We start from the raw sequence: 23,642 nt of genomic DNA, 5'->3' as shown, positions 1-23,642 counted from the left end.
GTAGAAGTGCGATTTCCTCTCTCCTGGGCGTCAAACGGCTGCTTTCGCCCACCGCAGGGCGGTTCGTAGGTGGGCGAATATGCGATTTCCCGCCCCTCTCGGCCGAAAAGCGCGTGTCTGCCCACCTGTAGTGACCCCCGCGGTGGGCCAATGCATCAAGATATGGCTTCCATTCCGTCAGCCTGCGTGTTTGCCCATTTCTACGTACCCAGTGGGTGGGCCAACGCGACCAAAACCGCCTCGCGCGGCGCCAAGCGTTGCGTTCGCCCTCCGCACGCGTGAGTTGATGCCCGTCGTTCCAACTAAGATGTAGCCGGACAGTAAGCACGTGGCAAGAAGGTCTGGGCCCGCAGATGCAGGACCTGGCCCTGGACGCCCTGGACGATTTCTTCGAGGCGCTTGCCGAGGCGGGTGAGTATGAGGAAGACGAGCCGGAAGCTTGGCGATGAGAGGGGAGAGAGAGGCGTGGCGCTCACCGTTGAGATATGCGCGGGAAGCCTAGCGGACTGCCTGGCGGCGGAGCGCGCGGGGGCCGACAGGGTCGAGCTCAACTCGGCGATCTGGCTGGGCGGGCTCACTCCTAGCATGGGCACGTTTCGTCTGGCAAAGGAGGCGCTGAGCATTCCCATCGTCTGCATGCTGAGGCCTCGGGGCGCGGGCTTCTACTATTCGGAAGAGGAGCGCGACACCATGTTTGCAGATGCGCGCGGGCTGCTGACGGCGGGTGCGGACGGCCTTGCCTTCGGTTTCCTTCGCTCGGATGGCTGTGTGGACGAGCAGGCCACGCGGCAGATGGCAGGGCTGGCGCATGCGGCGGGCGCGGAGGCGGTGTTCCACCGGGCCTTCGATGTGACGCCTGATGCCTTTGCTGCCGCTGAGGCCCTTATCGGCTGCGGGGTGGACAGGGTCCTTACCAGCGGCCAGAGGGCAACTGCCCATGAGGGCGCACCTCTCATCAGGGAACTGCAGCAGCGCCTTGGCGAGAGGATCCAGATTCTGGCAGGCTCTGGCATCGATGTCAGAAACGTGACGGCGCTCGTGGGGGAGACGGGCGTGGCCCAGGTCCATGCCTCATGTCGTGGCTACATGTCAGACCCCACGACTCGGTCCGAGCACGTGAGCTATGCCTACCTGGACGGCCCCAACGACACCTGCCATGACGGCGTGGACGAGGGGCTGGCTCGTAAGCTAGTTAACCTCGTTGGCACCTGTTGTCGGCAAGGCGTTGGTGCCTCGGAGGCATGATGCACTGCGAAGCGCGCTTGAGATTAGGGAAAGCGACACCACCGGCCTCCTGCGGCATCAACAAGGCCCTCTCGTCAGAGCTTTTGCATGAAGAACGCAGATGGCGCGCAACACTTGCCTGGCCTTTGCTATCATCCATAAGCTGCATGCGACAAATGCGGGCGTGGCGGAACTGGTAGACGCGCTGGATTTAGGTTCCAGTGGGGGAGACTCCGTGAAGGTTCGAGTCCTTTCGCCCGCACCACGTCACAAGATGCGTAGGAACTTTGCGAGGCGGGCTGGCCTGCCAAGCAGGAAGACACTGGAGGAACGTTGAACATCACCGTCACCGCCGAGAGGCCCCAGAACGACAAGGTGGCTGCCAAGGTCGTCGTGTCCGCTAAGGACGTGGACAGCGCCATCGCCCAGGCCTACAAGGACATCGCCCAGAAGTACTCCTTCCAGGGCTTCCGCCGTGGCCGTGCGCCGCGCCCCGTCATCGATGGCATGGTCGGCCGTGAGGCCGTCTTCGCCCAGGCCACCGAGAACCTCATGAACGTGGCCCAGCCCATGATGTACGAGGAGCTCGACATCGTTCCCGTTGACCGCCCCGACTACGGCGAGGACCCCGCCCTCGTCGTCGAGCACGAGGACTTCGTCATCGAGGCCACCATCCCCGTGCCTCCCACCTGCGAGCTTGACTCCTATGACGCCCCCGCCATCAGCATGCCTCCTGCAGAGGCCACCGAGGCCGAGGTCGAGCAGCAGATCGAGCAGCTCCTCAGCTATCACGTCAGCTACGAGGACGAGACCGAGGAGCGCGCCGCCGTCGAGGGCGACGTCATCGTCGTGGACATCGAGAACAAGGAGGGCGCGCCCGAGCTCGCCGGCACCGACCGCCAGCTCTCCCTGCGCAAGGGCTACCTCCCCGAGGAGCTCGCGGAGGGCATCGAGGGCATGACCAAGGGCGAGACCAAGGACGTCGAGTGGTCCCACGCCCACGGCGACCACGAGCACAAAACCGCCGTCACCGTCACCCTCAAGACCATCAAGAAGGCCGTCACCCCCGAGCTCACCGACGAGTTCACCAAGAAGAGCTTCGGCTTCGACACCGTCGCCGAGCTGCGCGACGCCGTCAAGGAGGAGATCGAGGAGGACAAGAAGCAGAGTCTGCCTGCCCTCAAGGAGGACCGCGTCGTCGAGGAGATCGGCAAGCATCTCGTGCTGGAGGAGGTCCCCGAGGCCTACCAGAACCAGGTCTTCTCCGAGCTCGCGAACGAGTTCCTGAGCCAGCTCCAGCGCCAGGGCATGTCCCTCGACATGTACCTGGGCGCCCGTGGCATCAAGAGTGACGAGTTCCTGGCAGACCTGCGCGAGCAGGCCGAGGAGCGCGCACGCCAGTCCCTGGCCCTTGACGCCCTGGCCGACAAGCTCGAGTTCACCGCAACCACCGATGAGGTCCGCGCCGAGTTCGAGCGCGCCGGCGTCGAGGACGTGGAGAAGTCCATGTCCGAGTTCCTCGAGAACGGCCAGATGCCCGCCGTGCGCGAGTCCATCCGCCGCACCAAGGCCGTGAAGTGGCTCGCCGAGAACGCCACCGTCACCGAGGTGGACGAGATCGCCGAGGCCCGCGCCAAGAAGGCCGAGGAGGCCGGCGAGTAGTCTCTCCTTGCGAGGCACATACGCCTGGGACTACGGAGGCGCTCCGAGGGGAACAGTACCTCGGAGCGCCTTTATCAACACAGAAGGAGGAGCACCCATGCTCAACCCCATGGCAACCCCACTCATTCCCTACGTCGTGGAGCAGACCCCGCGCGGCGAGCGCAGCTACGACATATACTCCCGCCTGCTCAACGACCGCATCGTCTTTCTGGGCGAGGAGATCACGCGCGACAGCGCCAACCTTGTGATCGCCCAGCTCCTGCACCTCGAGAGCCAGGACCCCGACAAGGACATCTCCCTCTACATCGACTCGCCCGGCGGTGAGGTCTACGCCGGCCTGGGCATCCTCGATACCATGAACTTCATCAAGCCCGAGGTCTCCACCATCTGCGTGGGCATGGCCGCCTCCATGGCCGCCGTGCTTCTGGCCTCCGGTGCCAAGGGCAAGCGCCTGGCGCTCCCCAACTCCATGATCCTCATCCACCAGCCCCTCTCGGGTGCTCAGGGCCAGCAGACGGACATCCAGATCGCGGCGGACGAGACCCGCTGGATCCGCGGCAAGCTCAACCAGATCCTCTCCGAGCAGACCGGCCAGAGCGTTGAGAGGATCAATGCGGACACCGAGCGCGACAACTACATGCGCGCCGCCGAGGCCCAGGCCTACGGCCTGGTTGACAAGGTCATCACCTCTCGCGCGGAGCAGTCGGAGTAGACTTGCGCCTGTGTCCGCACGGAAGCCAACGTCAGAAACCAAACTCAGTTCCTCCGGGGAGAGACTAGATGTCACCAAACGATCAAGACATGCCGGAGCTGCACTGCTCCTTCTGCGGCAAGAGCCGCAGCCAGGTGCGCAAGCTCATCCAGGGCCCCAACGGGGTGTTCATCTGCGACGAGTGCGTGAGCGAGTGCGCCGACATCATGGCCGAGCACGGCTTCGCGGACGAGGGGGGCCAGCCTGAGGCCGAGCAGCCCGTCATCATGCGCGAGCTGCCCACCCCACACCAGATCTACGACGAGCTCTCGCAGTACGTCATGGGCCAGGAGGACGCGAAGCGCGCCATGAGCGTGGCGGTGTACAACCACTACCGTCGCATCTTCACGGGCGAGGAGCCCATTGCCGAGGAGGAGCAGGTCGAGCTCGCCAAGAGCAACATCCTGCTTCTGGGGCCCACCGGCACGGGCAAGACCCTGCTCGCCCAGACCCTGGCTCGCTTCCTCGAGGTGCCCTTTGCCATTGCGGACGCCACCACCCTCACCGAGGCGGGCTACGTGGGCGAGGACGTGGAGAACATCCTCCTCAAGCTCATAGCCGCTGCAGATGGCGACGTGGAGCGCGCTGAGCTGGGTATCGTCTACATAGACGAGATCGACAAGATCGCCCGCAAGGCCGAGAACCTCTCCATCACCAGGGACGTCTCGGGCGAGGGCGTGCAGCAGGCCCTGCTCAAGATCCTTGAGGGCACGGTTGCCAGCGTTCCTCCCCAGGGCGGCCGCAAGCACCCCCAGCAGGAGCTCATCCACATCGACACCAAGAACATCCTCTTCATCTGCGGCGGCGCCTTCGTGGGCCTGGACAAGATCGTGGCAGACCGCATCGGCAGGAAGGGCATCGGCTTCAACGCCGAGCTCGCCCGCAAGGTGGAGGACAACCAGGACGAGCTCATGGGCCAGGTCATGCCCCAGGACCTGCACAAGTTTGGCATGATTCCGGAGTTCATCGGCCGCATTCCCGTGATCACCTCCACCAAGGAGCTCACCGAGGACGACCTGGTCGAGATCCTCACCCAGCCCAAGAACGCCATCGTGAAGCAGTATCGCCGCATGTTCCGGATCGAGGGCGTGAGCCTCGAGTTCGAGGACGAGGCCCTGCGCGAGATCGCCCGCCAGGCCATCGAGCGCGGCACGGGCGCGCGCGGCCTGCGCGCAATCTGCGAGTCAACGCTGCAGGAGACCATGTTCGACCTGCCCAGCGACCTTGAGATCACAGGCGTCGTGGTCACTCCCGAGTGCGTGGGCGGTGCGAGCCAGCCCCTGTTGGAGCGAGAGTCCGCCGGCGTGTTTGGCAAGCACCGCGCGGGATAGACGCGCGGTGCCACGGCAGCTCCCCTGAGCCCCTGGTTCGCGTTGCGGCCCAGGGGCTCTCCCTTAGGACAGGAGTGCCCGCACGTTGCGCGAGATCTGGTCCTGGAGCGTGGGCTCGTCCATTCCCCTCAGCCTCGCCAACACCTCCACACAGCTTCTGAGCGCCGCCTCGATCCTCTCGGCCGAAAAGGGGGCGCCCTCCTGTGGCGGCAGGTCCGTCTCCATGAGCAGCCGTCCCAGGGGAAGCTGGCGGGCGTACTCGCACCCGCGCCGGGTGGAAAGCATCATCTCGTTGACGGAGAACCAGCAGCCCGCGTCCCGCGCGCGTGCAAGCTCGTCCGAGCTGCCGCTGAACCAGTGGAAGACGCAGCGGCAGCGCGAGAGGCAGCGGCACTCCTCCAGGACGTCCAGGACCTCACCGGCCGCCCGGACGGAGTGCAGGGAGAGGACCTTGGGCGTGGTAGGGGAGCTTGCCCTAGCCGTGGCGCGGGCCACGCGCCCGAAGGCGCGCCGCTGTGCCTCGGGGCTGTCTGCGGGGACGTGTTTGGGGGAGAGGTCCATCCCCACCTCGCCCACCACGCGCGCCTCTCCCACAAGCTCCTCGAAGAGGCCAAGCTCCCGCGCGTCCGCGCGGCCGTCTGCCACCCACCAGGGGTGCAGCCCCAGCCCCAGCTCCACGTTGGGCGCATCTGCCAGGGTCTCCCTCATGCGCAGGTAGCCATCGGGCGTGACGCTGCAGGCAAGCATCCCTACGCCGCGCACGCGGGCATCCCCTGCGACCTCACTCATGTTGGACATGAAGTCCAGGTGGCAGTGGGCGTCCGTCAGCCTCCAGGAGCCACCCATGCTAGCGACCTCCTCGCGTGCGCAGCCCTGCGAGCTCGCAGATCACGTGTCCCGCCATCATCTGTCCCATGATGGGCGGCATGTAGCTCATCGTCCCCAGGATGGAGGCCCCCTCGCGCACGAAGCCGCCCTCGCCCAGCGCCTCCCACTTGCCAATGGGCTCCAGCGGCTGCTCGTCCGAGAAGAGCACCGTGAGGCCCCTGATGCCGCGCTTGCGGCACTCCTTGCGCATGACGCGCGCAACGGGGTCGATGCTGGTCTTCTCTATGGTTGAGACGCGCAGGCAGCTGGGATCAAGCTTGTTGGCGCCCCCCATGCTCGAGATGAGGGCTATGCCCTCGTCCTGGCACCAGCGCGCTATGGCCAGCTTCTGCGAGATGGTGTCGATGGCGTCGACCACGAAGTCAGGGTGGGGAAGGGAGGAGAGGAACTCGGCACAGCCCTCTTTGGGGATGAACTGTCGGCGCAGGGTGAGGCGGCAGTCGGGGTTGATGTCGGTGACCATGCGGGCCATGACCTCGCTCTTGGGCTGGCCCACGGTGCTCTGCCACGCCACGGCCTGGCGGTTGATGTTGCTGGGGGCAACTACGTCGCGGTCAACCAGCACCAGCTCGCCCACGCCGCCGCGCGCCAGCGCCTCGGCGCAGTTGGACCCTACGCCTCCCAGGCCCAGCACCATGACGCAGCTTGCCTGCACGCGTGCCAGCGCCTCCCTGCCCATCACCAGCCTGAGGCGGTCGAGCGACGTCTCCGCCGCATCGCTCCTCTCGCCAAGCTGCTCGTCCATATGCCGTGCCCCCTTCTCGTATGCAAGAGATTGTAGCGGCAAGGGCCGTGCTATTCTTTTGTACCAACCGTGTCGGGAGCATCCTGACACGGCAGACACAGGCCGCGGATGTGGTCGCGCGCGCTCAAGACACGAGTGCCAACGCGTGCCATGCCGCCCAGAAGAAGGTGGATCGCCATGGAAGAGATGCCCAAGACCTACGACCCGCAAGAGAGCGAGCCCAAGCTCATTCAGCAGTGGATGGATGCGGGCTGCTACCAGCGCAGCAAGGGCGTGGGAGACTGCACCGTAACCATCCCGCCCCCCAACGTCACCGGCATCCTGCACATGGGGCACGCCATGGATGACACCATCCAGGACTCCTACGTGCGCTACAGCCGCATGCGTGGCCGCTCCACCCGCTGGATCCTGGGAACGGACCACGCCGGCATCGCCACCCAGACCAAGGTGGACAAGAAGCTGAAGAGCGAGGGGAAGTCTCGCCTGGAGATGGGGCGCGAGGAGTTCCTCAAGGCCTGCTGGGACTGGACGCACGAGTATGGCGGGACCATCGTGAGCCAGATCAAGCGCATGGGCTGCTCCATCGACTTCGCCGACGAGCAGTTCACCATGAGCCCCGAGTTCTCGCGCGCGGTGCGCAAGGTGTTCGTGGACTGGTACCACGACGGCCTCATCTACCGCGGAAAGCGCATCGTGAACTGGTGCCCCAGCTGCCGCACCGCCATCTCGGACGACGAGGCCGAGTACCACGACGAGAAGGGCCACCTCTGGTACCTGCGCTACCCGCTGGTGGAGCCCGTGGACGGCATCAGCTACATCACGGTTGCAACCACCCGTCCCGAGACCATGCTGGGCGACACCGGCGTTGCCGTGAGCCCGTCTGATCCCGAGAAGGCCCCCTTGGTGGGCAAGAAGGTCATGCTGCCCATCGTCAACCGAGAGATCCCCATCTTCTCGGACTGGCATGTGGACGCGGGCTTCGGCACCGGCTTCGTGAAGGTGACGCCTGCCCACGACCCCAACGACTATGCCATGGGCCAGGCGCACGACCTCGAGCAGATCAACATCTTCGACGAGACGGCGCACGTGGTGGAGGGCTACGGCCCCTACACGGGCATGAGCCGCGAGGAGTGCCGCGAGGCGATCGTGGCATGGTTCGAGGAGCAGGGCCTGCTCGACCACGTGGAGGAGCTGGACCACTCCGTCATGCACTGCTACCGCTGCGACACCGCGCTCGAGCCCTGGCTCTCCGAGCAGTGGTTCGTGGCCGTGGACAAACTCAAGGATCGCGCCTGCGCGGTGGTGAGGAGCGGCGAGGTGAAGTTCCACCCCGAGCGCTGGACCAACACCTACCTCACCTGGATGGAGAACCTCAAGGATTGGTGCATCTCTCGTCAGCTCTGGTGGGGGCACCGCATCCCCGTGTTCTACTGCGAGGACTGCGGCTGGGAGGACGCCCTCATGGAGGACGCCGACGTGTGCCCCAAGTGCGGCGGACGCCATGTCCACCAGGACGAGGATGTTCTGGACACCTGGTTCTCCAGCCAGCTCTGGACCTTCGCCACGCAGGGCTGGCCCGATGAGGCAGGCCGGCTTGCCGAGCATCACCCCACCAAGGTGCTGGTCACCGCCCGCGACATCATCGCCCTGTGGGTCGCGCGCATGGTGATGAGCTCGCTCTACTTCACGGACCAGATCCCCTTCCATGACGTGTACATCTACGCCACCATCCTGGCCAAGGACGGCAGCCGCATGTCCAAGAGCAAGGGCAACGGCGTCAACCCCATGGACCTGATGGACAAGTACGGCGCGGATGCCATGCGCTATAACCTGCTCACGCTCATCACCAACAACCAGGACGTCAAGTTCGACGCCAACATCGACAAGAAGACCGGCGAGCTCATCGACAGCCCCCGCACCGAGCAGGCGCGCGGATTTGTGACCAAGATCTGGAACGCTAGCCGCTTCGTGCAGATGAACCTGGAGGGATACACGCCTGGCGCCCCCCTTGCCCAGACGCCCGAGGACGCCTGGATGCTGAGTCGCCTGGCCAAGGCCGTCGCCAGCGCCACCGAGGCCCTGGAGGGCTACAACTTTGGTGACTACGCCCGCGACGTTCAGAGCTTCTTCTGGAGCGAGGTCTGCGACTGGTACATCGAGCTCTGCAAGGGACGTCTGCTGGACGGCACGCCTGAGGAGAGGCTGCAGGTCCAGCGCAACCTGGTGTACGTGCTTGACGTCAGCATGAGGCTGCTGCATCCCGTGATGCCCTTCGTGACCGAGAGCGTGTGGGACATGCTTCCCGCCTCCGGGCTGGACGGCCACGACGCACAGTTCCTGATGCTGGCTGCCTGGCCAGAGCCCGAGGTCCTCGCCGGCTTCGTGAACGACAAGGCCGAGGGCGACTTCGAGCTGGCCAAGAGCCTCATCTCGCAGGTGCGCTCCACGAGGGCGCGCTACCGCCTCTCTCCCAAGGAGGAGCTGCGCGTCGAGGTGAGCTGTGGCGGGCAGCGGACGGTGGACGTCCTGTCCGGGCAGGTGGACTTCATCCGCAAGGTGGGCCGCGTGAGCGAGCTGGCGCTTTCCGTGGCCGAGGGCTTCGCCAAGCCCGAAGGCGCCGTGGTGACGCACGAGGGCGACTTCGACGCCTACGTGCTGGTGGGTGATCTGGTTGATCTCAAGGCCGAGGCGGCGCGCCTGGCCAAGGACCTTGCCAGGGCCGAGAAGGACCTGGCCAGCGTGGTGCGGACGCTGGGCAACGAGGGCTTCGTGGCCAAGGCGGCGCCCGAGGTCATCGAGAAGAAGCGCAGCCAGCAGGCTGAGCTCGAGGCAATGGTGGAGGCCCTCAGGCAGCAGATCGCCGACTTCGAGTAGGGATTCTCGCCAGCCCGTTGCGTCCGCAAGGGCGCCCCCGTCACGGAGGGGGCGCCCTTTTTCTCTCGGCAGCGCCCTTGGCCCGCCGGCCTGCCCGTGGAGCACCTCCCGTCCGGTCGCACTTGCACGATAGTCGTACGTTTTAGTGCAATCCTCCAAAAACGGCCGACTATCGTGCAGATAGCGCGTGCCGAAGCCTTGGGGATGCACGATAGCCGGTCGTTTTGGTAAGAAACGGCACAATCGCATGACTATCGTGCAAGCCCGACTCCCCGGCCGGCGGCGCACGGGCAAGGCCCGAGAGGAGCGTCCTCGCCTTTTCGACGCATTTGGCAAACCCGTCGTGTTGACACCTGCGGCGGGGTACCATCGCACATGTTGCAAAAATTCAATGGGAGGTCGTTCGCCCTCGGGGAGTGGTCTATGAGTCGCGTGAGCCGCAAGGAGGCCGTGTTCTACGACGGCTTCAAGGAGTCGTCCCTGCTGATAGGGGAGGCCGCAGAGCTCCATCTGCGCATCATCGAGGAATGGCCCAGGTCAAAGGCCCTCATCCCGCGCATGAAGGAGTACGAGGGCCAGCACGACGCCCTTGCGGCGCACCTTCTCGACGAGCTCAACCGCTCGTTCATCACACCCTTCGACCGAGAGGACATCAACCTCCTCGTCCACATGCTCGACTCCATCGTGGACGGCATGGAGGGCGTCTCGGCGCGCTTCGCGATATATGACGTGAACGAGGTCATCGCCCCTGCGGGCCAGATGGCGCGCCTGCAGCTCTCCGCCGCCCGCGAGCTGCAGGTCCTCTTCGAGCACCTCCCAGACTTCAAGAAGGACCCCGTGGTGCGCGAGAAGTGCCGTGCCATCGCCGCGCTGGAGGACGAGGGCGACATCGTCTATCGCAACGCGATGGGCACGGTCTTCGCCGAGCACGGAGACCCCATCCACGTGCTCAAGTGGAAGAGTCTGCTGGACATGATGGAGAACAGCCTCGACAACTGCAAGAACGCGGTGAACATCATCGGCAGCGTTCTCATCAAGAATGCCTAGCCCCCTGCTCGTGGCCGTGCTGGCGGCCGCCTTCGCCTTCGAGTTCATCAACGGCTTCCATGACACGGCCAACGCCATCGCCACCACCGTCTACACCAGGGCGCTCCCTCCACACGTGGCCATCCTGGCCTCCGCCAGCATGAACTTCATCGGAGCCCTCATGAGCGAGCGTGTGGCCATGACCATCGCGAAGGGCCTCGTGGACGTCCAGCTTGACCTCTACGTCATCCTCGCCGCCCTTTTGGGGGCCATCATCTGGGATCTCTTCACCTGGTGGTTCTCCATCCCGTCAAGCTCCAGCCACGCCCTCATCGGCAGCCTCATAGGTGCGACCATGCTCTTCACGGGCGGCTCCCAGGACGTGCTCTGGGGCGGGGTCGCCTCGAAGGTGGTCATCCCGCTCTTCACCTCGCCCCTGGTGGGCATGGTGCTGGGCTTTCTCATGATGCGCCTCGTGTATGAGCTCTTTGCGGGCTGGACGCACTCCAAGGCAAACGCCTTCTTCCACAAGACGCAGATTGTCTCGTCCATGCTCATGGCATACAGCCATGGCAACAACGACGCCCAGAAGACCATGGGCATCATCACCATCGCGCTGATGTCGTCCGGCATGCTGCCGCAGGATGCGGGCGTTCCCCTTTGGGTCAAGGTCTTCTGTGCGGCCACCATGGCCCTGGGCACGGCCATTGGCGGCCAGCGCATCATGAAGACGGTTGGCAACGGCGTCACCAAGCTCGAGCCAGTCATCGGCTTCGTCTGCGAGACCTCCTCCGCAATGGCCATCGAGCTCATGACGGCGCTGGGCGCCCCCGTCTCGACCACGCAGGTGCTAACCACCTCCATTATGGGCGCGGGCAGCTCGCGCGGCCCCAAGAAGGTGCGTTGGGGCATCGCCTCGAACATCGTCACGGCATGGTTCGTGACGCTGCCCGCAACCATGTTCCTGGGCGCCCTCTGCGCCGCGGCGATCGGCTCGCTGGTAGGATGACGGGAGCGCACGAGGCAAAGGGGCGGCTGAGGTCCGAGTCGCGGGCAAGGCGAGATGCCCTCTCTCCCCGCGAGCGGGAATCCCTCAGCGCCTCCGTTTGCGCCAACCTCACATCGCTCCCCGCATGGCGAGAGGCCCGCTCCATCCTCACGTATCTCTCGATGGGGTCGGAGGTGCGGACGTATGCCCTCATCCACCTCGCCTGGGAGCAGGGAAAGCTGGTCGCGCTCCCGCACGTGTCGCCCAAAGGCTACGAGCTGCACTGGTATCACGTGGACCACCTCGATGACCTGGAGCGCTCCTCGTTCGGTGTCCTGGAGCCCCCGGCAGACCCCATCCGCGAGCTTTCCCTTTCGCAGGCAGGAGGGGACGCCCTCGCCGTTGTCCCCGGGCTGCTCTTTGACCGAGCGGGGATGCGCCTGGGCTACGGTGGCGGCTGCTACGACCGCTTCCTGGCCGGATTCTCGGGAGTGAGCTGTGGCGTCTGCTACTCGCTACAGCTGTGCGAGAGGCTGCGCTTTCTGGGGGCGGTGGAGCCGCACGACCAGCCCGTCGACTTGCTGGCGTGCGAGCTGGGTATTGTCAGCATGGGGGGCACTGCTCCGGTGTAAGAGGGAGAGGCGTATGAGGAAGATAGGGATTGTCGCATGCGGAAGGGGGCTCCGGCTGGATGAGTTCCCCGCCGGCGCCACCGTTGTGCGCTGCGACGAGGCGCGACTGAGGTCCCTTGCCGAGGAGGGCAGGCTGGACGAGATGGCCGAACTCATACTGGGCGCCCTGCGCTCCCTCGCCGGTGAGGGCTGCGAGCTGGCGGCACTCACCGGCAGCGATGCGCACCTGGTCTTCTCGGCCGTGAGGCAGCTCTCGCCCGTGCCCTTGGTCAGCATGGTCGAGGCCTGCCGAGAGAGGATCCTTGCCCAGGGCTTCGGCCGCGCCATGCTCCTGGGCTCGGCGCTCACCCTGAGGAGGAAGTTCTTCAAGTCACCCATCGTGCTGGCGCACGTGCCCGTGGTGGTTCCAGGTGGCGAGGACGCTCGGTGGCTGGATGAATTTCTGGCCGGGGAGGGCGCGGTGGACGCGCAGGCCATAGAGCGCTTTCGCCACATGGTGGCCGAGGGCATGGACCATGGTGCCGAGGTTCTGGTGCTGAGCGACCCGGCCCTGCTTTCCCTGGCCGAGGCCAGCGATGCGACCCTGCCCGTGATCGATGCGGCCCAGGTGCAGCGCGAGGCCCTCCTCCTGCAGGCGCTCTAGGTGGCCCTCAGGCGTCTCCCCGCTGCGTTCTTATTGCGCACGATGCTGCGTAGGACCCCGAATCCCCGTAGGGTGGTATGCTTGCAGGGCTTGCGGGCGCCTCGCTTGCGCGGCGTCTTTGGTTTGTTGCCCGTCCACGTGGGCTGAGGGGGAGTCAGACATGGCAAAGACAGACATCCAGATCGCGCAGGAGACCCAGATGCTACCCATCACCGAGGTGGCGCGCGGCATCGGCCTGGACGATGACGCCCTCGAGCTCTACGGCCGCCACAAGGCCAAGCTCGACCTCAACGCCTTGGGCGACAGGCCTCGAAAGGGCAGACTCGTCCTGGTGACGGCCATCAACCCCACTCCGGCGGGAGAGGGCAAGACAACCACCTCCGTGGGCCTTGCCGACGCCCTGAGGAAGTCTGGCAAGAACGCCATGCTCGCCCTGCGCGAGCCTTCCCTGGGCCCCGTCTTTGGCGTCAAGGGCGGCGCTGCCGGCGGCGGATATGCCCAGGTGGTGCCCATGGAGGACATCAACCTGCACTTCACGGGGGACTTCCATGCCATCGGCGCCGCCAACAACCTCCTTGCCGCCATGGTGGACAACCACATCAAGCAGGGAAACGAGCTGGGAATAGACCCGCGCCGCGTCACCTGGAGGCGCTGCGTTGACATGAACGACCGCCAGCTGCGCAACGTGGTGGACGGCCTGGGCGGCATCGCGGACGGCATGCCTCGCCAGGACGGCTTCGACATCACCGTTGCCTCCGAGGTCATGGCCTGCTTCTGCCTCGCCACGGACCTCATGGACCTGAAGCGGCGCCTGGGCCGGATGGTTGTCGGCTACGGCTTCGACCGCAGGCCCATCACCTGTGCGGACGTGAAGGCGGACGGGGCGATGTGCGCCCTTCTGAAGGATGCCATCAAGCCCAACCTGGTCCAGACGCTGGAGCACACGCCTGCCCTCGTGCATGGCGGCCCCTTCGCAAACATCGCCCACGGCTGCAACTCCGTGGAGGCAACCACCTGCGCCCTCAAGCTGGCTGACTACGTGGTCACCGAGGCGGGCTTCGGCGCTGACCTCGGGGCCGAGAAGTTCCTGGACATCAAGTGCCGCGAGGCGGGCCTTGTGCCCGACGCCGTGGTGGTCGTGGCAACGGTGCGCGCGCTCAAGTACAACGGCGGCGCGCCCAAGGACGGTCTCAACCAGGAGAACCTCGCCGCGCTCGAGGCCGGCATGCCCAACCTCCTTCGGCATGTGGGCAACATCCAGGACGTCTGGGGCCTTCCCTGCGTTGTTGCCATCAACGCCTTCCCCGCGGACACCACGGCGGAGCTTGCCCTCGTCGAGAGGAGCTGCCGCGAGCTTGGCGTGAACGTGGCCCTCTCGGAGGTCTGGGCCAAGGGCGGCGAGGGGGGCATGACGCTGGCCGAGGAGGTCGTGCGCCTCTGTGAGGAGCCCAAGGACTTCCGCTTTGCCTATGAGCTCGATTGCGGCGTGCGCGAGAAGCTCGAGACCATCGCTGGCAAGGTCTACCATGCGGACGGCGTTGACCTCACGTCGGCTGCGGAGAAGCAGCTGCGCCAGCTCGAGGAGCAGGGCTTCGCTGGCCTGCCCGTGTGCGTGGCAAAGACGCAGTACTCCTTCTCGGACGACCAGACGAGGCTTGGTGCGCCCGAGCACTTCCGCGTCACCGTGCGCGGCCTCAGGGTGTGTGCCGGCGCGGGCTTCATCGTTGCCCTCACGGGCGACATCATGACCATGCCTGGCCTGCCCAAGGTTCCCGCCGCCGAGAAGATCGACGTCACGCCAGACGGCAAGATCGTCGGCCTGTTCTAGCCCACCGCACGAGAGGCGCCCATGTCCAGCCAGCAACCCTCACAGCTCAGCTGCTCTGACTTCGCCGCGGCTCTTGCCGCGCGCGAGCCCGTCCCTGGTGGGGGTGGAACCGCCGCCCTGGCTGCCGCCCTGGGGGCCGCGCTATGCTCCATGGCGGGCGCCTTCACCTTGGGCAAGAAGCGCTATGCCGCCTATGAGGAGGACCTCTCACGCATGCTCCTTCAGGCGGAGGAGATTCGCCTTCGCCTGCTGGGGCTGGTGGACGAGGACGCGCGTGGCGTGCGCGAGCTCATGGAGGTCTTCGCCCTCCCCAAGGACGACCCGCGCAGGGTGGCCGAGCTGGAGCGCCTCATGGTGGCCGCCTGCGGCTCTCCGCTGGCTGTCATGGGCGAGGTCGCCCGCGCCTCCCTCCTGCTCGAGGAGATGGGGCAGAAGTGCTCGACGCTGCTGGTCTCCGACGTGGGCTGTGGCGCCCAGCTGTGCCGTGCGGCGCTGGAGGCGGCAAGTCTCAATGTTCTCGTGAACGCCCGCGCCCTCTCGGACCGCGAACGGGCCAGAGACCTGGTTGCGCGCTGCGACGCGCTGCTGGACGAGTGCCTGCCACGTCTCGAGCGCACGGCAAGTCGTGTGACGGAGACGCTCAGGGGAGGGGATTAGCTTGGCACAGCTGCTGAGGGGTGCCCCGGTGGCACGCGCGCTCATGGACGCCCTGGCCCCTCGCGTGGATGCCCTCTGCGCGCGTGGCGTAACGCCCACGCTCGCCGTCATCAGGGTGGGGGAGCGCCAGGACGACCTGTCCTACGAGCGCAACGTCAGGGGCCGCTGCGAGAAGGTGGGCATCGCCTTTCGCTCCGTGGCGCTTGCCGCCTCCTGCACGCAGGGCGAGCTGATGGATGCGGTCGCTGGGGTCAATGCGGATGCGGGCGTCCACGGCTGCCTGATGTTTCGCCCGCTGCCCGCCCAGCTGGACGAGAAGGCGGCCTGCGCGGCCCTGGTGCCCGAGAAAGACGTGGACGGCGTCAGCCCACTCTCCCTTGCCGGGGTCTTCTCTGGCGATGACCTGGGGTTCGCCCCGTGCACCGCTGAGGCCTGCGTGGCTCTGCTCGACCACTACGGCGTGGCTCTCTCCGGGAAGCGCGCCTGCGTCGTGGGCCGCTCCCTGGTGGTGGGCCGCCCCCTCTCCCTGCTGCTCCAGGCGCGCGACGCCACCGTGACCATGTGCCACAGCAGGACCGAGGCGCTTGCGCAGGAGTGCGCGCGGGCGGACCTGCTCCTTGTTGCCACGGGCAGGCCGAAGACCGCGGGTGCGGCATGCACACGGCCCGGCCAGGTCATCGTGGACGTAGGCTTCAACTGGGACGATGCGTCCCAGGCCTTCGTGGGGGACGTGGACTTCTTCGCCTGCGAAGGCGCTGCCCGAGCGATCACGCCCGTTCCGGGCGGGGTGGGGTCTGTTACCACCGCCGTGCTCGCCACGCATGTGGTGCGCGCGGCCGAGAGGATGGCTTTCTAGCATGGAAGAGACGTTCGGAAAGCTGGACAAGCCTCGTGTCGAGGCGGCCGTCAGGGAGTTTCTCCTGGCCATTGGCGAGGACCCCGACCGGGAGGGCCTTGTGGGCACGCCCGATCGCGTTGCCCGAGCCTGCGAGGAGCTCCTGGGTGGCATGCAGGAGGACCCAGGCGCCCACCTGCGCAAGCAGTTTCACGAGGAGCGCAACCAGGAGATGGTCATCGTTCGCGACATCCCCTTCTCGTCTCTCTGCGAGCATCACATCCTCCCGTTCACGGGCCGCGCCCACGTGGCCTACATCCCGCGAGAGGGGCGCATCACGGGCCTCTCCAAGATCAGCCGCTGCGTGATGGGATTCGCGCATCGGCTGCAGGTGCAGGAGCGCCTGACGGCACAGATCGCCGACGCCATGGTGGCCGAGCTCGAGCCCCTGGGGGTCATGGTGGTCATGGAGGCCGAGCACAGCTGCATGACCATGCGCGGGGTGCGCAGCGCGGGGGCGCTCACCACTACCTCCGCCGTCCGCGGATGCTTCAAGAGCAACAGCAAGACGCGCGAGGAGGCCCTGCGCCTGCTGGGGCTCTAGGGTTCTCTCGCCGTGACACACCAGGGAGGGGCAAGCATGTACCAGCTTCCGATCACCATGGGGGCGCTTGGCTTCGAGGAGGCGCTCGCCGCGCTGCGCTCCACGCTCAAGCTGGGGATAAGTCCCATGCTCGAGACCGTCGAGGACATGCTGACGGAGCTGGGCAACCCAGACCTCTGCTTCAGGAGCGTCCAGATTGCCGGCACCAACGGCAAGACGTCCACCGCCCGCTACACGGCTGCGATCCTTCGCGGGGAGGGACTGCGCTGCGCGCTCTACACCTCGCCTGAGCTCGTCAGCTACACGGAGCGCATGGAGCTGGACGGCTCGCCCGTCTCGGAGGAGCTCTTCGCCCGGGGCATCTCCGCCGCGCTCGAGGCGGGACGGCTTGTCAACGCCCGCCGCGTCCAGGCGGGGGAGAGGCCCTACGACATCACAGAGTTCGACCTGCTCACCGTTGGCGCCTGCGTCTGCTTCGCGGAGTCTGGGGTCGAGGTGGCCGTGCTCGAGTGCGGCATGGGCGGGCGCTGGGACGCCACCAGCGCCGTCAAGTCCATCGAGGCCGTCGCCGTGACGGGCGTGGGTCTCGACCACACGCGCATATTGGGCGACACGCTTGAGAAGATCGCCGGCGAGAAGGCCGCCATCATCAAGAGGGGCAGGGGCTGCGTGCTGGGGGTGGGCACGGCAACGCCGGCAAGCGTCGAGGACGTCTTCCTCGAGCGCTGCCGCCTGGAGGGCGTGACCCCCGTCCTGCTCAGGCCCGAGGAGCTGTCTGACGCGGCGGGCGAGCTGGCCTGCGGGGAGCCGAGGACCCATGCGGATCTCCCTGCCGCAAGCTTCCGTGTCACCAAGCTGCCGCGTCGCCTGGGCTTTCCCCTGGAGCTCACGGTGGAGACCTCCCACGCCCGCTACGAGGAGCTCGCCGCCCTCAAGCCCAGCTACCAGGCCGCAAACATCAGCTGTGCCGTGCTCCTCTCGGAGCTGTTCCTGGACAGGCCGCTTGACCAGGATGCGCTCTTCTCCTCGGTGGTGCAGTGCCCCACGCCAGGCCGCTTCTCCCTGCTCAGGTCCGAGCCGCCCATCCTGATAGACGCCTGCCACAACCCCCAGTCGGTGGAGGCCTTCCTGGCAGCGCTTCGCCTGGTTGCCCCGGTGGTCGAGGAGAGGCCCTGCCTGCTGTGCGCGGTGCTCGCGGACAAGGACGTGGAGGGCATCGTGTCGCTCCTCGCGAAGGAGTTTCCGCGTGTCGCCTGCACAGAGACCCGCTCCGCGCGGGCCCTGCCTGCAGATGAGCTGGCGCAGGCGTTCAGGGCTGCGGGCGCCGAGCCTCAGGGCAGCTACCCCAGCGTGCCCGAGGCGCTTGCCGCGCTTGGGGGAGGGGCGCTCGTCGCCTGCGGGTCCATCACCCTTGCGGGCGAGCTGACGGCTGAGCTATCGTAGCTTCTGCTACAATTTTCTGTGTCAGGCCAAGGCTGCGGGCCTTCGTCGGTACGGACCCCTACGTCAGTGAAGGAGCGCACGCTCTATGTCAGATCTTCTCGATCAGCTCATTACGCCAGAGGTCCGCATGGTGCTCTACCTTATGGTGGCGTGCCTGGTCATGCTCTACATCCTCTCCATCGTCTACGTCATCCGCGACGCCCAGCGCCGTGGAGCCGAGCCCTGGTGGCTGTGGGCGATCATCTCGGTGATTCCCATCGTGGGCCTGCTTGCCTACGTCATCCTACGTCCCAGCTCCTACCTGGTTGACCGCGAGGAGCAGGACCTGGACATCGCCCTGCGCGAGCACCAGCTCTCGCACTACGGAATCTGTCCCAAGTGTGGTGCCCCCATCGACAGGGACTTCGTGGTCTGCCCCATCTGCAACACCCAGGTGCGCAACGTGTGCCCTACCTGCCACCGCCCGCTCAACGCGGACTGGAAGGTGTGCCCCTATTGCAGGACGCGCATCCAGTAGCCCTCCGCCTCGCCTCGTTTGCCCGCTTTGCCGACCGGTCTCGTGCCGGTCGGTTTTTTATGCCGTCGCGGGTGGGCCAATGCGCGCTTCTCGCCCCGCGTGGGCTCAAAGCACCGCATTCGCCCACCTGCCATGTGGCATTCCCGTCGCGCGACTCACGGCATTTGTTGCAGTTCGATGAGCGGGTGCATAGGCACGGATCCTCCGGGGAACACGCAGACGGAACCAAGTCACCCAGCAAGAGAGGCACGGTATGTATCTCGAGAACGTCAACGGTCCGGCGGACGTTAAGGTGCTCGACGCTGAGGGCAGGCGCGCCCTCGCTCAGGAGGTTCGCGACGCCCTGCTCAAGAAGGAGAGCGTCCGCGGTGGGCACTTCGGCCCCAACTTCGGCTTCGTGGAGGCCACCATCGCCCTGCACTCGGTCTTCGACTCCCCACATGACCACCTGGTCTTCGACATCTCCCACCAGACCTACATCCACAAGATGCTGACCGGACGCAAGGACGCCTTCCTCTTCGAGGAGCACTACGATGACGTCAGCGCGTACAGCAACCCCAAGGAGACCGACCACGACCTCTTCGAGGTGGGCCATACCTCCACCTCTGTCGCCCTTGCCCTGGGCATGGCCAAGGCTCGCGACGTCATGGGCGACCACGAGAACGTCGTGGCCATCATCGGCGACGGCTCCCTTTCCGGCGGAGAGGCACTCGAGGGCCTGGATGCCGCCGCCGAGCTGGACAGCAACTTCATCGTGGTCTTCAACGACAACCAGATGTCCATCGCGGAGAACCACGGAGGCATCTATCCCGGGCTCGCCCGTCTGCGCGAGTCTGGCAGCCAGGCAGAGGACAACCTCTTCCGCGTCATGGGATTTGACTACCTCTACGTTGCGGACGGCAACGACACGGAGGCTCTCATCTCGGCTTTCTCCAAGGTCAAGGACATCAATCACCCTGTCGTGGTCCACGTGAACACGGTCAAGGGCAAGGGTTATGCTCCTGCAGAGGAGAACAAGGAGGCCTGGCACTGGCATGGTCCCTTTGACGTCGCAACGGGTGAGGGGCTGTGGCCCCGACGCGAGACCTACGGCTCCCTTACCGGTACCTACCTGGTCGAGCGCGCCAGGCGTGACCCGAAGCTTCTGATCGTGGCGTCTGGCGTCCCCGGTGCCATGGGCCTCAACAGCGAGCGGCGAGAGGAGCTGGGCAAGCACTACGTGGACGTGGGGATTGCCGAGGAGTGCGCCGTCGCCCTCGCGTCCGGAGCCGCAAAGCGCGGTGCGCACGTGGTGTGGGGGAGCGAGGCGACCTTCATCCAGCGAACCTATGACCAGCTCTCTCAGGACCTTTCCATCAACGGCAATCCTGCCACCATCCTGGGTGGCGACGGGTCCGTCTGGGGGATGAGCGACGTCACCCACGCGGCCTTCTACTCCATCCCCATGATCGCCAACATCCCGGGGATCGTCTTCCTGGCGCCCACGAGTGCCGAGGAGTACCTCGGCATGCTCGAGTGGTCGCTGAACCAGAGCGAGCACCCCGTCTACATCGCCGTCCCCGGCGGCCCGGTGCGTCACAGCGCGACCCCCGTTCGCGGCGACTATTCCCAGCTGGGGCGCTTCGAGGTTGTCCGCAGGGGCTCGAAGGTCGCGATTCTCGCGCTGGGTGACTTCTTCGAACTAGGAGAGAAGGCGGCAGACCTCCTCTCGCATGAGCTGGGTCACGAGGTGACGCTCGTCAACCCTCTCTTTGCCTCCGGCCTGGACGAGTCTATGCTCGATGAGCTTGCCACAGATCATCGCCTCATCGTCACCCTTGAGGACGGCTCCCTCGACGGCGGCTTCGGCGAGAAGGTCGCCCGTCACTTCGGGACCAGCAAGACGCTCGTTGCCAACTATGGCTTCAAGAAGGCCTTCTACGATCGCTACGATGCGTCCGAGCTCATGCGGGAGGCGCATCTCACACCCGAGCAGATCTGCGCGGACGCGATGGCGCTCTTGGGCTAGCGGCCACCGTCTGTGCCCATAGCGCCTCTCTTGGATGCAACAACCCGAAGGGTTCTTCTCGCCAACTGGGCAATCGAGGATGGCTCTTCGGGTTGTTGTCATTTTGGGCGTCGTGCTGACAACAAAAGCTGTCGGTCTGCCGATGAGCAGCGTTTTTGCCCCTAGCGCCTCATTTCGTTGTCGTAATAGGCCAACTTCCCACAACAAGTCGCGCGGTCATTCGTCCCAACAGGGGCTTCCCGCAGGCTGCTGCGCTTTGTTGTCGTGCGTGGCGCCCGTCTCGCCTCACGTGTTGTAAAGTAAGAGGGATTGCAACGTTCGCAGATCTGGGAGGAAGCTTTTTCATGTGGCAGCACCACGGGAACATTCTCGCCACCAAGCCAGACAGCCCCGCCCTTTTCCTGTTGGCAACGCGAACTCAGACTATCTAGGCGCCTGCCCCTTCATCACGGCCAACGGCTGCGGGCATGCGCCACGTCCCTTGCATCCAGATGACAAAAACAGGAAGAGGATTTCCCTATGAAGGCACTGTTCAACGACGGTCACGTGGACGATATTCCCGAGGACGAGGAGCTTCACGTCATCCGCCACTCCGCGGCGCACATCCTCGCCCAGGCCATAAAGCGCCTGTACCCCGAGGCGGACTTCGCCTACGGCCCCGCAACCGACAACGGCTTCTACTATGACATCGACCTCCCCGAGGGGAGCAAGATTTCTGAGGACGACTTCCCCGCGATCGAGGCTGAGATGCGCAAGATCGCCAAGGCGAACCTCAAGTTCGAGACCTACGAGCTCCCGCGCGAGGAGGCCGTGGCCCACATGCAAGAGCGCGGCGAGAAGTACAAGGTTGAGCATATCGCTGACCTTGCCGAGGACAGCCGCATCACCTTCTACAAGCAGGGCGAGTACGTTGACATGTGCGTGGGGCCCCATCTCATGTACACCAAGGCCCTCAAGGCCTTCAAGCTGACGGCGGTCTCCGGCGCCTATTGGAAGAACGACAACAAGAACAAAATGCTCACCCGTGTGAGCGGCGTCGCCTTCCGCAACAAGGAGGAGATGGAGGCCTACTTCAAGCTGCTCGAGGAGGCCGAGAAGCGCGACCACCGCAGGATCGGCCGCGAGATGGAACTCTTCATGATGGTGGAGGAGGGGCCGGGCATGCCCTTCTGGCTACCCAACGGCATGCTCGTGCGCAACTCCATCATGGACTACTGGCATGAGATGCAGGCAAAGTTCGGCTACGACGAGGTGCAGACCCCCATCATCCTCAACCGCAGGCTCTGGGAGACCAGCGGCCACTGGGACCACTACAAGGCGAACATGTACACCACGTCCATCGACGACGAGGAGTACGCCGTCAAGCCCATGAACTGCCCGGGTGCCTGCCTGATCTACAAGAGCAAGCCTCGCAGCTATCGTGACCTGCCCCTGAAGCTTGCCGAGGCGGGGCTTGACCACCGCCACGAGCTCAAGGGTGCACTGCACGGCCTCTTCCGCGTGCGCGAGTTCACCCAGGACGACGCCCACCTCTTCATCACGCCCGATCAGATCACCGAGCAGGTCACGGACGTGGCGCAGCTGATTACCGCCTACTACGCGCAGTTCGGCTTCCCCTACCGTGTCGAGCTTTCCACCCGCCCCGAGGACTCCATGGGCTCCGACGAGGACTGGGCGCTCGCGGAGGAGGGCTTGCGCAGGGCGCTCGAGAGCATGGGGGTGGAGTACACCCTGAACGAGGGCGACGGCGCCTTCTACGGCCCCAAGATTGACTTCCACCTGCAGGACTGCCTCAACCGCACCTGGCAGTGCGGTACCATCCAGCTCGACTTCCAGCTTCCGCAGAACTTCGAGCTCGAGTACACCGCCTCGGACGGCTCCAAGCAGCGCCCCATCATGATCCACCGCGCGGGCTTCGGCTCCTTCGAGCGCTTCATCGGCATGCTCACCGAGCAGTACGCCGGCAAGTTCCCCACCTGGCTCTCTCCCTGCCAGGTCAAGGTCCTTCCCGTCTCGGAGAAGACGCGTGACTACGCCAACGAGGTGGCCGAGGCCCTGCGCGAGGCGGGCGTGCGCGTCAAGGTGGACGAGCGCGACGAGAAGATCGGCTACAAGATCCGTGAGGCCCGCTCGCAGGACCGCGTGCCCTACATGCTGATCCTGGGCGAGAAGGAGAAGGAGGCGCGCAACATCTCCGTGCGCGACCGCTCTGGTGAGACCACCCAGCATGAGCTTGACGAGTTCGTGGCCGCCGTCTCGGCAGAGATCAAGGAGCGCAGGCGCTAGCGGTGCTTGCGTCGGAGCTCTCACAGGGAATAACGATGCGCCTGCACGCGGGTCACACATGGCTCGCGTGCGGCGCCTTTTCGTCATGCGAGGAGCTGGGATTGGGAGAGGCGCTTCCGGTGCTGGGAGGCGTTCCCGTGGCCTGCGCGGACGTGAGGGCCGTGGCGGCCGCTCGCCACGACATGCGCGACGTGCGAGAGAGGCGAGTCCTTCTCGTGGACAACAGCGTGCCCGGCTCTTGGGGCTGTGCTGCCTGCGTCCTGGGCGCGGACGTGGTCTGGGGGCGTGTGGGGGAGGGCCTGGTGGCGGTGTCGCTCTCCCGCTTCTTCCTGAAGCACGGCGCAGAGGGGAGCAGGCGCCTGCGCGAGCACCTCGACGCCCGCTGCATGTCGGGCGGCGAGCGGCTGGAGGACGCGACATGCGACGACGGCCGCTCTTGGCGTGCCGCATCCGACGAGGCCCAGGTCGTCGCCTCGTTTCTTGCGTGTCACCCTGACGTGACCGAGCTGCGCTATCCGGGGCTTACCACAGACCCCAGCTTCGAGGTCGCCGCGCGCACGCTGCAGGGTGGCTTCGGTCCGCTGCTGGACTATCGCCTCGCGGGGGAGGACCGCTGGCACCGCGTTCGTTGTGACGGAGGCGACCCAAGGGAGAGGATCCTCTCACTCGAGGCTGAGTTAGGCCACTAGCCCGCCGCCTG

At 65.8% G+C, this 23,642-nt stretch carries 20 protein-coding genes and 1 tRNA gene; 19 read left to right on the top strand and 2 right to left on the bottom strand.

Annotation, left to right across the window (positions count from 1 at the left end; all coding sequences use genetic code 11):
- Positions 1-465: 465 nt before the first annotated feature.
- From CZ375_RS04435 to clpX, 5 genes are all read left to right on the top strand, one after another.
- A complete protein-coding gene (locus CZ375_RS04435; RefSeq protein ID WP_200799691.1) occupies positions 466-1,245 on the top strand; it encodes a copper homeostasis protein CutC in 780 nt (259 codons plus the stop codon).
- Positions 1,246-1,402: 157 nt separating this feature from the next.
- A tRNA-Leu gene (locus tag CZ375_RS04430) sits at positions 1,403-1,489 on the top strand.
- A gap of 68 nt (positions 1,490-1,557) precedes the next feature.
- Complete coding sequence (gene tig / locus CZ375_RS04425) at positions 1,558-2,886, top strand: trigger factor (RefSeq protein WP_077598085.1); 1,329 nt, start codon at positions 1,558-1,560, stop codon at positions 2,884-2,886.
- A 97-nt stretch (positions 2,887-2,983) separates the two neighbouring features.
- Positions 2,984-3,598, top strand: coding sequence for an ATP-dependent Clp protease proteolytic subunit (locus CZ375_RS04420; protein ID WP_077598084.1), 615 nt, complete (start codon positions 2,984-2,986; stop codon positions 3,596-3,598).
- A gap of 68 nt (positions 3,599-3,666) precedes the next feature.
- The gene (gene clpX / locus CZ375_RS04415; protein ID WP_077598083.1) at positions 3,667-4,968 is read left to right on the top strand and encodes an ATP-dependent Clp protease ATP-binding subunit ClpX; all 1,302 of its coding nucleotides are present in this window, start codon (positions 3,667-3,669) and stop codon (positions 4,966-4,968) included.
- A gap of 63 nt (positions 4,969-5,031) precedes the next feature.
- On the opposite strand, the gene CZ375_RS04410 is transcribed toward clpX, so the two are convergent.
- Positions 5,032-5,814 carry a TatD family hydrolase gene (locus tag CZ375_RS04410; RefSeq protein WP_077598082.1) on the bottom strand — a complete coding sequence of 261 codons (783 nt, stop codon included), beginning with the start codon at positions 5,812-5,814 and terminating at the stop codon, positions 5,032-5,034.
- Position 5,815: 1 nt separating this feature from the next.
- The gene (locus tag CZ375_RS04405; protein ID WP_077598081.1) at positions 5,816-6,601 is read right to left on the bottom strand and encodes a tRNA threonylcarbamoyladenosine dehydratase; all 786 of its coding nucleotides are present in this window, start codon (positions 6,599-6,601) and stop codon (positions 5,816-5,818) included.
- A gap of 177 nt (positions 6,602-6,778) precedes the next feature.
- On the opposite strand from CZ375_RS04405, the gene CZ375_RS04400 reads away from it, so the two are divergent.
- The 14 genes from CZ375_RS04400 to CZ375_RS04335 all read left to right on the top strand — a co-directional run bounded on the left by CZ375_RS04400 (position 6,779) and on the right by CZ375_RS04335 (position 23,631).
- The gene (locus tag CZ375_RS04400; protein ID WP_077598080.1) at positions 6,779-9,475 is read left to right on the top strand and encodes a valine--tRNA ligase; all 2,697 of its coding nucleotides are present in this window, start codon (positions 6,779-6,781) and stop codon (positions 9,473-9,475) included.
- Between the two features lie 423 nt (positions 9,476-9,898).
- Entirely contained in the window at positions 9,899-10,522 is a 624-nt protein-coding gene (locus CZ375_RS04395) for a DUF47 domain-containing protein (protein WP_159438367.1), read from the top strand.
- Entirely contained in the window at positions 10,515-11,510 is a 996-nt protein-coding gene (locus tag CZ375_RS04390; protein WP_077598078.1) for an inorganic phosphate transporter, read from the top strand. The genes CZ375_RS04395 and CZ375_RS04390 overlap by 8 nt, the downstream gene beginning before the upstream one ends.
- Entirely contained in the window at positions 11,435-12,121 is a 687-nt protein-coding gene (locus tag CZ375_RS04385; RefSeq protein ID WP_097677380.1) for a 5-formyltetrahydrofolate cyclo-ligase, read from the top strand. Before CZ375_RS04390 ends, CZ375_RS04385 begins: the two co-directional genes overlap by 76 nt.
- Positions 12,122-12,134: 13 nt before the next feature.
- On the top strand, positions 12,135-12,764 hold the full coding sequence (locus CZ375_RS04380; protein ID WP_077598076.1) for an aspartate/glutamate racemase family protein: 630 nt from the start codon (positions 12,135-12,137) through the stop codon (positions 12,762-12,764).
- Positions 12,765-12,924: 160 nt separating this feature from the next.
- A complete protein-coding gene (locus CZ375_RS04375; protein ID WP_077598075.1) occupies positions 12,925-14,592 on the top strand; it encodes a formate--tetrahydrofolate ligase in 1,668 nt (555 codons plus the stop codon).
- Positions 14,593-14,613: 21 nt separating this feature from the next.
- Complete coding sequence (locus tag CZ375_RS04370) at positions 14,614-15,249, top strand: cyclodeaminase/cyclohydrolase family protein (RefSeq protein WP_077598074.1); 636 nt, start codon at positions 14,614-14,616, stop codon at positions 15,247-15,249.
- A 1-nt stretch (position 15,250) separates the two neighbouring features.
- Positions 15,251-16,105, top strand: coding sequence for a bifunctional 5,10-methylenetetrahydrofolate dehydrogenase/5,10-methenyltetrahydrofolate cyclohydrolase (locus CZ375_RS04365; RefSeq protein ID WP_077598073.1), 855 nt, complete (start codon positions 15,251-15,253; stop codon positions 16,103-16,105).
- Position 16,106: 1 nt separating this feature from the next.
- Positions 16,107-16,688, top strand: coding sequence for a GTP cyclohydrolase I FolE (folE, locus tag CZ375_RS04360; RefSeq protein ID WP_077598072.1), 582 nt, complete (start codon positions 16,107-16,109; stop codon positions 16,686-16,688).
- 36 nt (positions 16,689-16,724) lie between these two features.
- A complete protein-coding gene (locus CZ375_RS04355) occupies positions 16,725-18,131 on the top strand; it encodes a bifunctional folylpolyglutamate synthase/dihydrofolate synthase (RefSeq protein WP_077598071.1) in 1,407 nt (468 codons plus the stop codon).
- Between the two features lie 85 nt (positions 18,132-18,216).
- Entirely contained in the window at positions 18,217-18,648 is a 432-nt protein-coding gene (locus CZ375_RS04350; RefSeq protein ID WP_077598070.1) for a double zinc ribbon domain-containing protein, read from the top strand.
- A gap of 253 nt (positions 18,649-18,901) precedes the next feature.
- A complete protein-coding gene (locus CZ375_RS04345; RefSeq protein WP_077598069.1) occupies positions 18,902-20,656 on the top strand; it encodes a 1-deoxy-D-xylulose-5-phosphate synthase in 1,755 nt (584 codons plus the stop codon).
- Between the two features lie 519 nt (positions 20,657-21,175).
- Positions 21,176-22,942: a threonine--tRNA ligase gene (thrS, locus tag CZ375_RS04340; RefSeq protein ID WP_077598068.1), complete on the top strand. Its 1,767-nt coding sequence runs from the start codon at positions 21,176-21,178 to the stop codon at positions 22,940-22,942.
- Positions 22,943-23,043: 101 nt separating this feature from the next.
- On the top strand, positions 23,044-23,631 hold the full coding sequence (locus CZ375_RS04335) for a PLP-dependent transferase (RefSeq protein WP_159438366.1): 588 nt from the start codon (positions 23,044-23,046) through the stop codon (positions 23,629-23,631).
- Positions 23,632-23,642: the final 11 nt, after the last annotated feature.

Source organism: Olsenella urininfantis (assembly GCF_900155635.1).
Lineage (GTDB): Bacteria > Actinomycetota > Coriobacteriia > Coriobacteriales > Atopobiaceae > Olsenella_G > Olsenella_G urininfantis.
Note: the sequence above shows the minus strand (reverse complement) of the source record. Positions and strands in the feature narration are given on the sequence as shown.

Coding starts and splice junctions, on each gene's coding strand:
- CZ375_RS04350 (WP_077598070.1), top strand. CDS start 18,217: ATGTCAGATCTTCTCGATCAGCTCATTACGCCAGAGGTCCGCATGGTG.
- CZ375_RS04395 (WP_159438367.1), top strand. CDS start 9,899: ATGAGTCGCGTGAGCCGCAAGGAGGCCGTGTTCTACGACGGCTTCAAG.
- CZ375_RS04400 (WP_077598080.1), top strand. CDS start 6,779: ATGGAAGAGATGCCCAAGACCTACGACCCGCAAGAGAGCGAGCCCAAG.
- clpX (WP_077598083.1), top strand. CDS start 3,667: ATGTCACCAAACGATCAAGACATGCCGGAGCTGCACTGCTCCTTCTGC.
- CZ375_RS04370 (WP_077598074.1), top strand. CDS start 14,614: ATGTCCAGCCAGCAACCCTCACAGCTCAGCTGCTCTGACTTCGCCGCG.
- CZ375_RS04410 (WP_077598082.1), bottom strand. CDS start 5,814: ATGGGTGGCTCCTGGAGGCTGACGGACGCCCACTGCCACCTGGACTTC.
- CZ375_RS04355 (WP_077598071.1), top strand. CDS start 16,725: ATGTACCAGCTTCCGATCACCATGGGGGCGCTTGGCTTCGAGGAGGCG.
- CZ375_RS04390 (WP_077598078.1), top strand. CDS start 10,515: ATGCCTAGCCCCCTGCTCGTGGCCGTGCTGGCGGCCGCCTTCGCCTTC.
- thrS (WP_077598068.1), top strand. CDS start 21,176: ATGAAGGCACTGTTCAACGACGGTCACGTGGACGATATTCCCGAGGAC.
- CZ375_RS04380 (WP_077598076.1), top strand. CDS start 12,135: ATGAGGAAGATAGGGATTGTCGCATGCGGAAGGGGGCTCCGGCTGGAT.
- CZ375_RS04345 (WP_077598069.1), top strand. CDS start 18,902: ATGTATCTCGAGAACGTCAACGGTCCGGCGGACGTTAAGGTGCTCGAC.
- folE (WP_077598072.1), top strand. CDS start 16,107: ATGGAAGAGACGTTCGGAAAGCTGGACAAGCCTCGTGTCGAGGCGGCC.
- CZ375_RS04385 (WP_097677380.1), top strand. CDS start 11,435: ATGGTTCGTGACGCTGCCCGCAACCATGTTCCTGGGCGCCCTCTGCGC.
- CZ375_RS04375 (WP_077598075.1), top strand. CDS start 12,925: ATGGCAAAGACAGACATCCAGATCGCGCAGGAGACCCAGATGCTACCC.
- CZ375_RS04405 (WP_077598081.1), bottom strand. CDS start 6,601: ATGGACGAGCAGCTTGGCGAGAGGAGCGATGCGGCGGAGACGTCGCTC.
- CZ375_RS04420 (WP_077598084.1), top strand. CDS start 2,984: ATGCTCAACCCCATGGCAACCCCACTCATTCCCTACGTCGTGGAGCAG.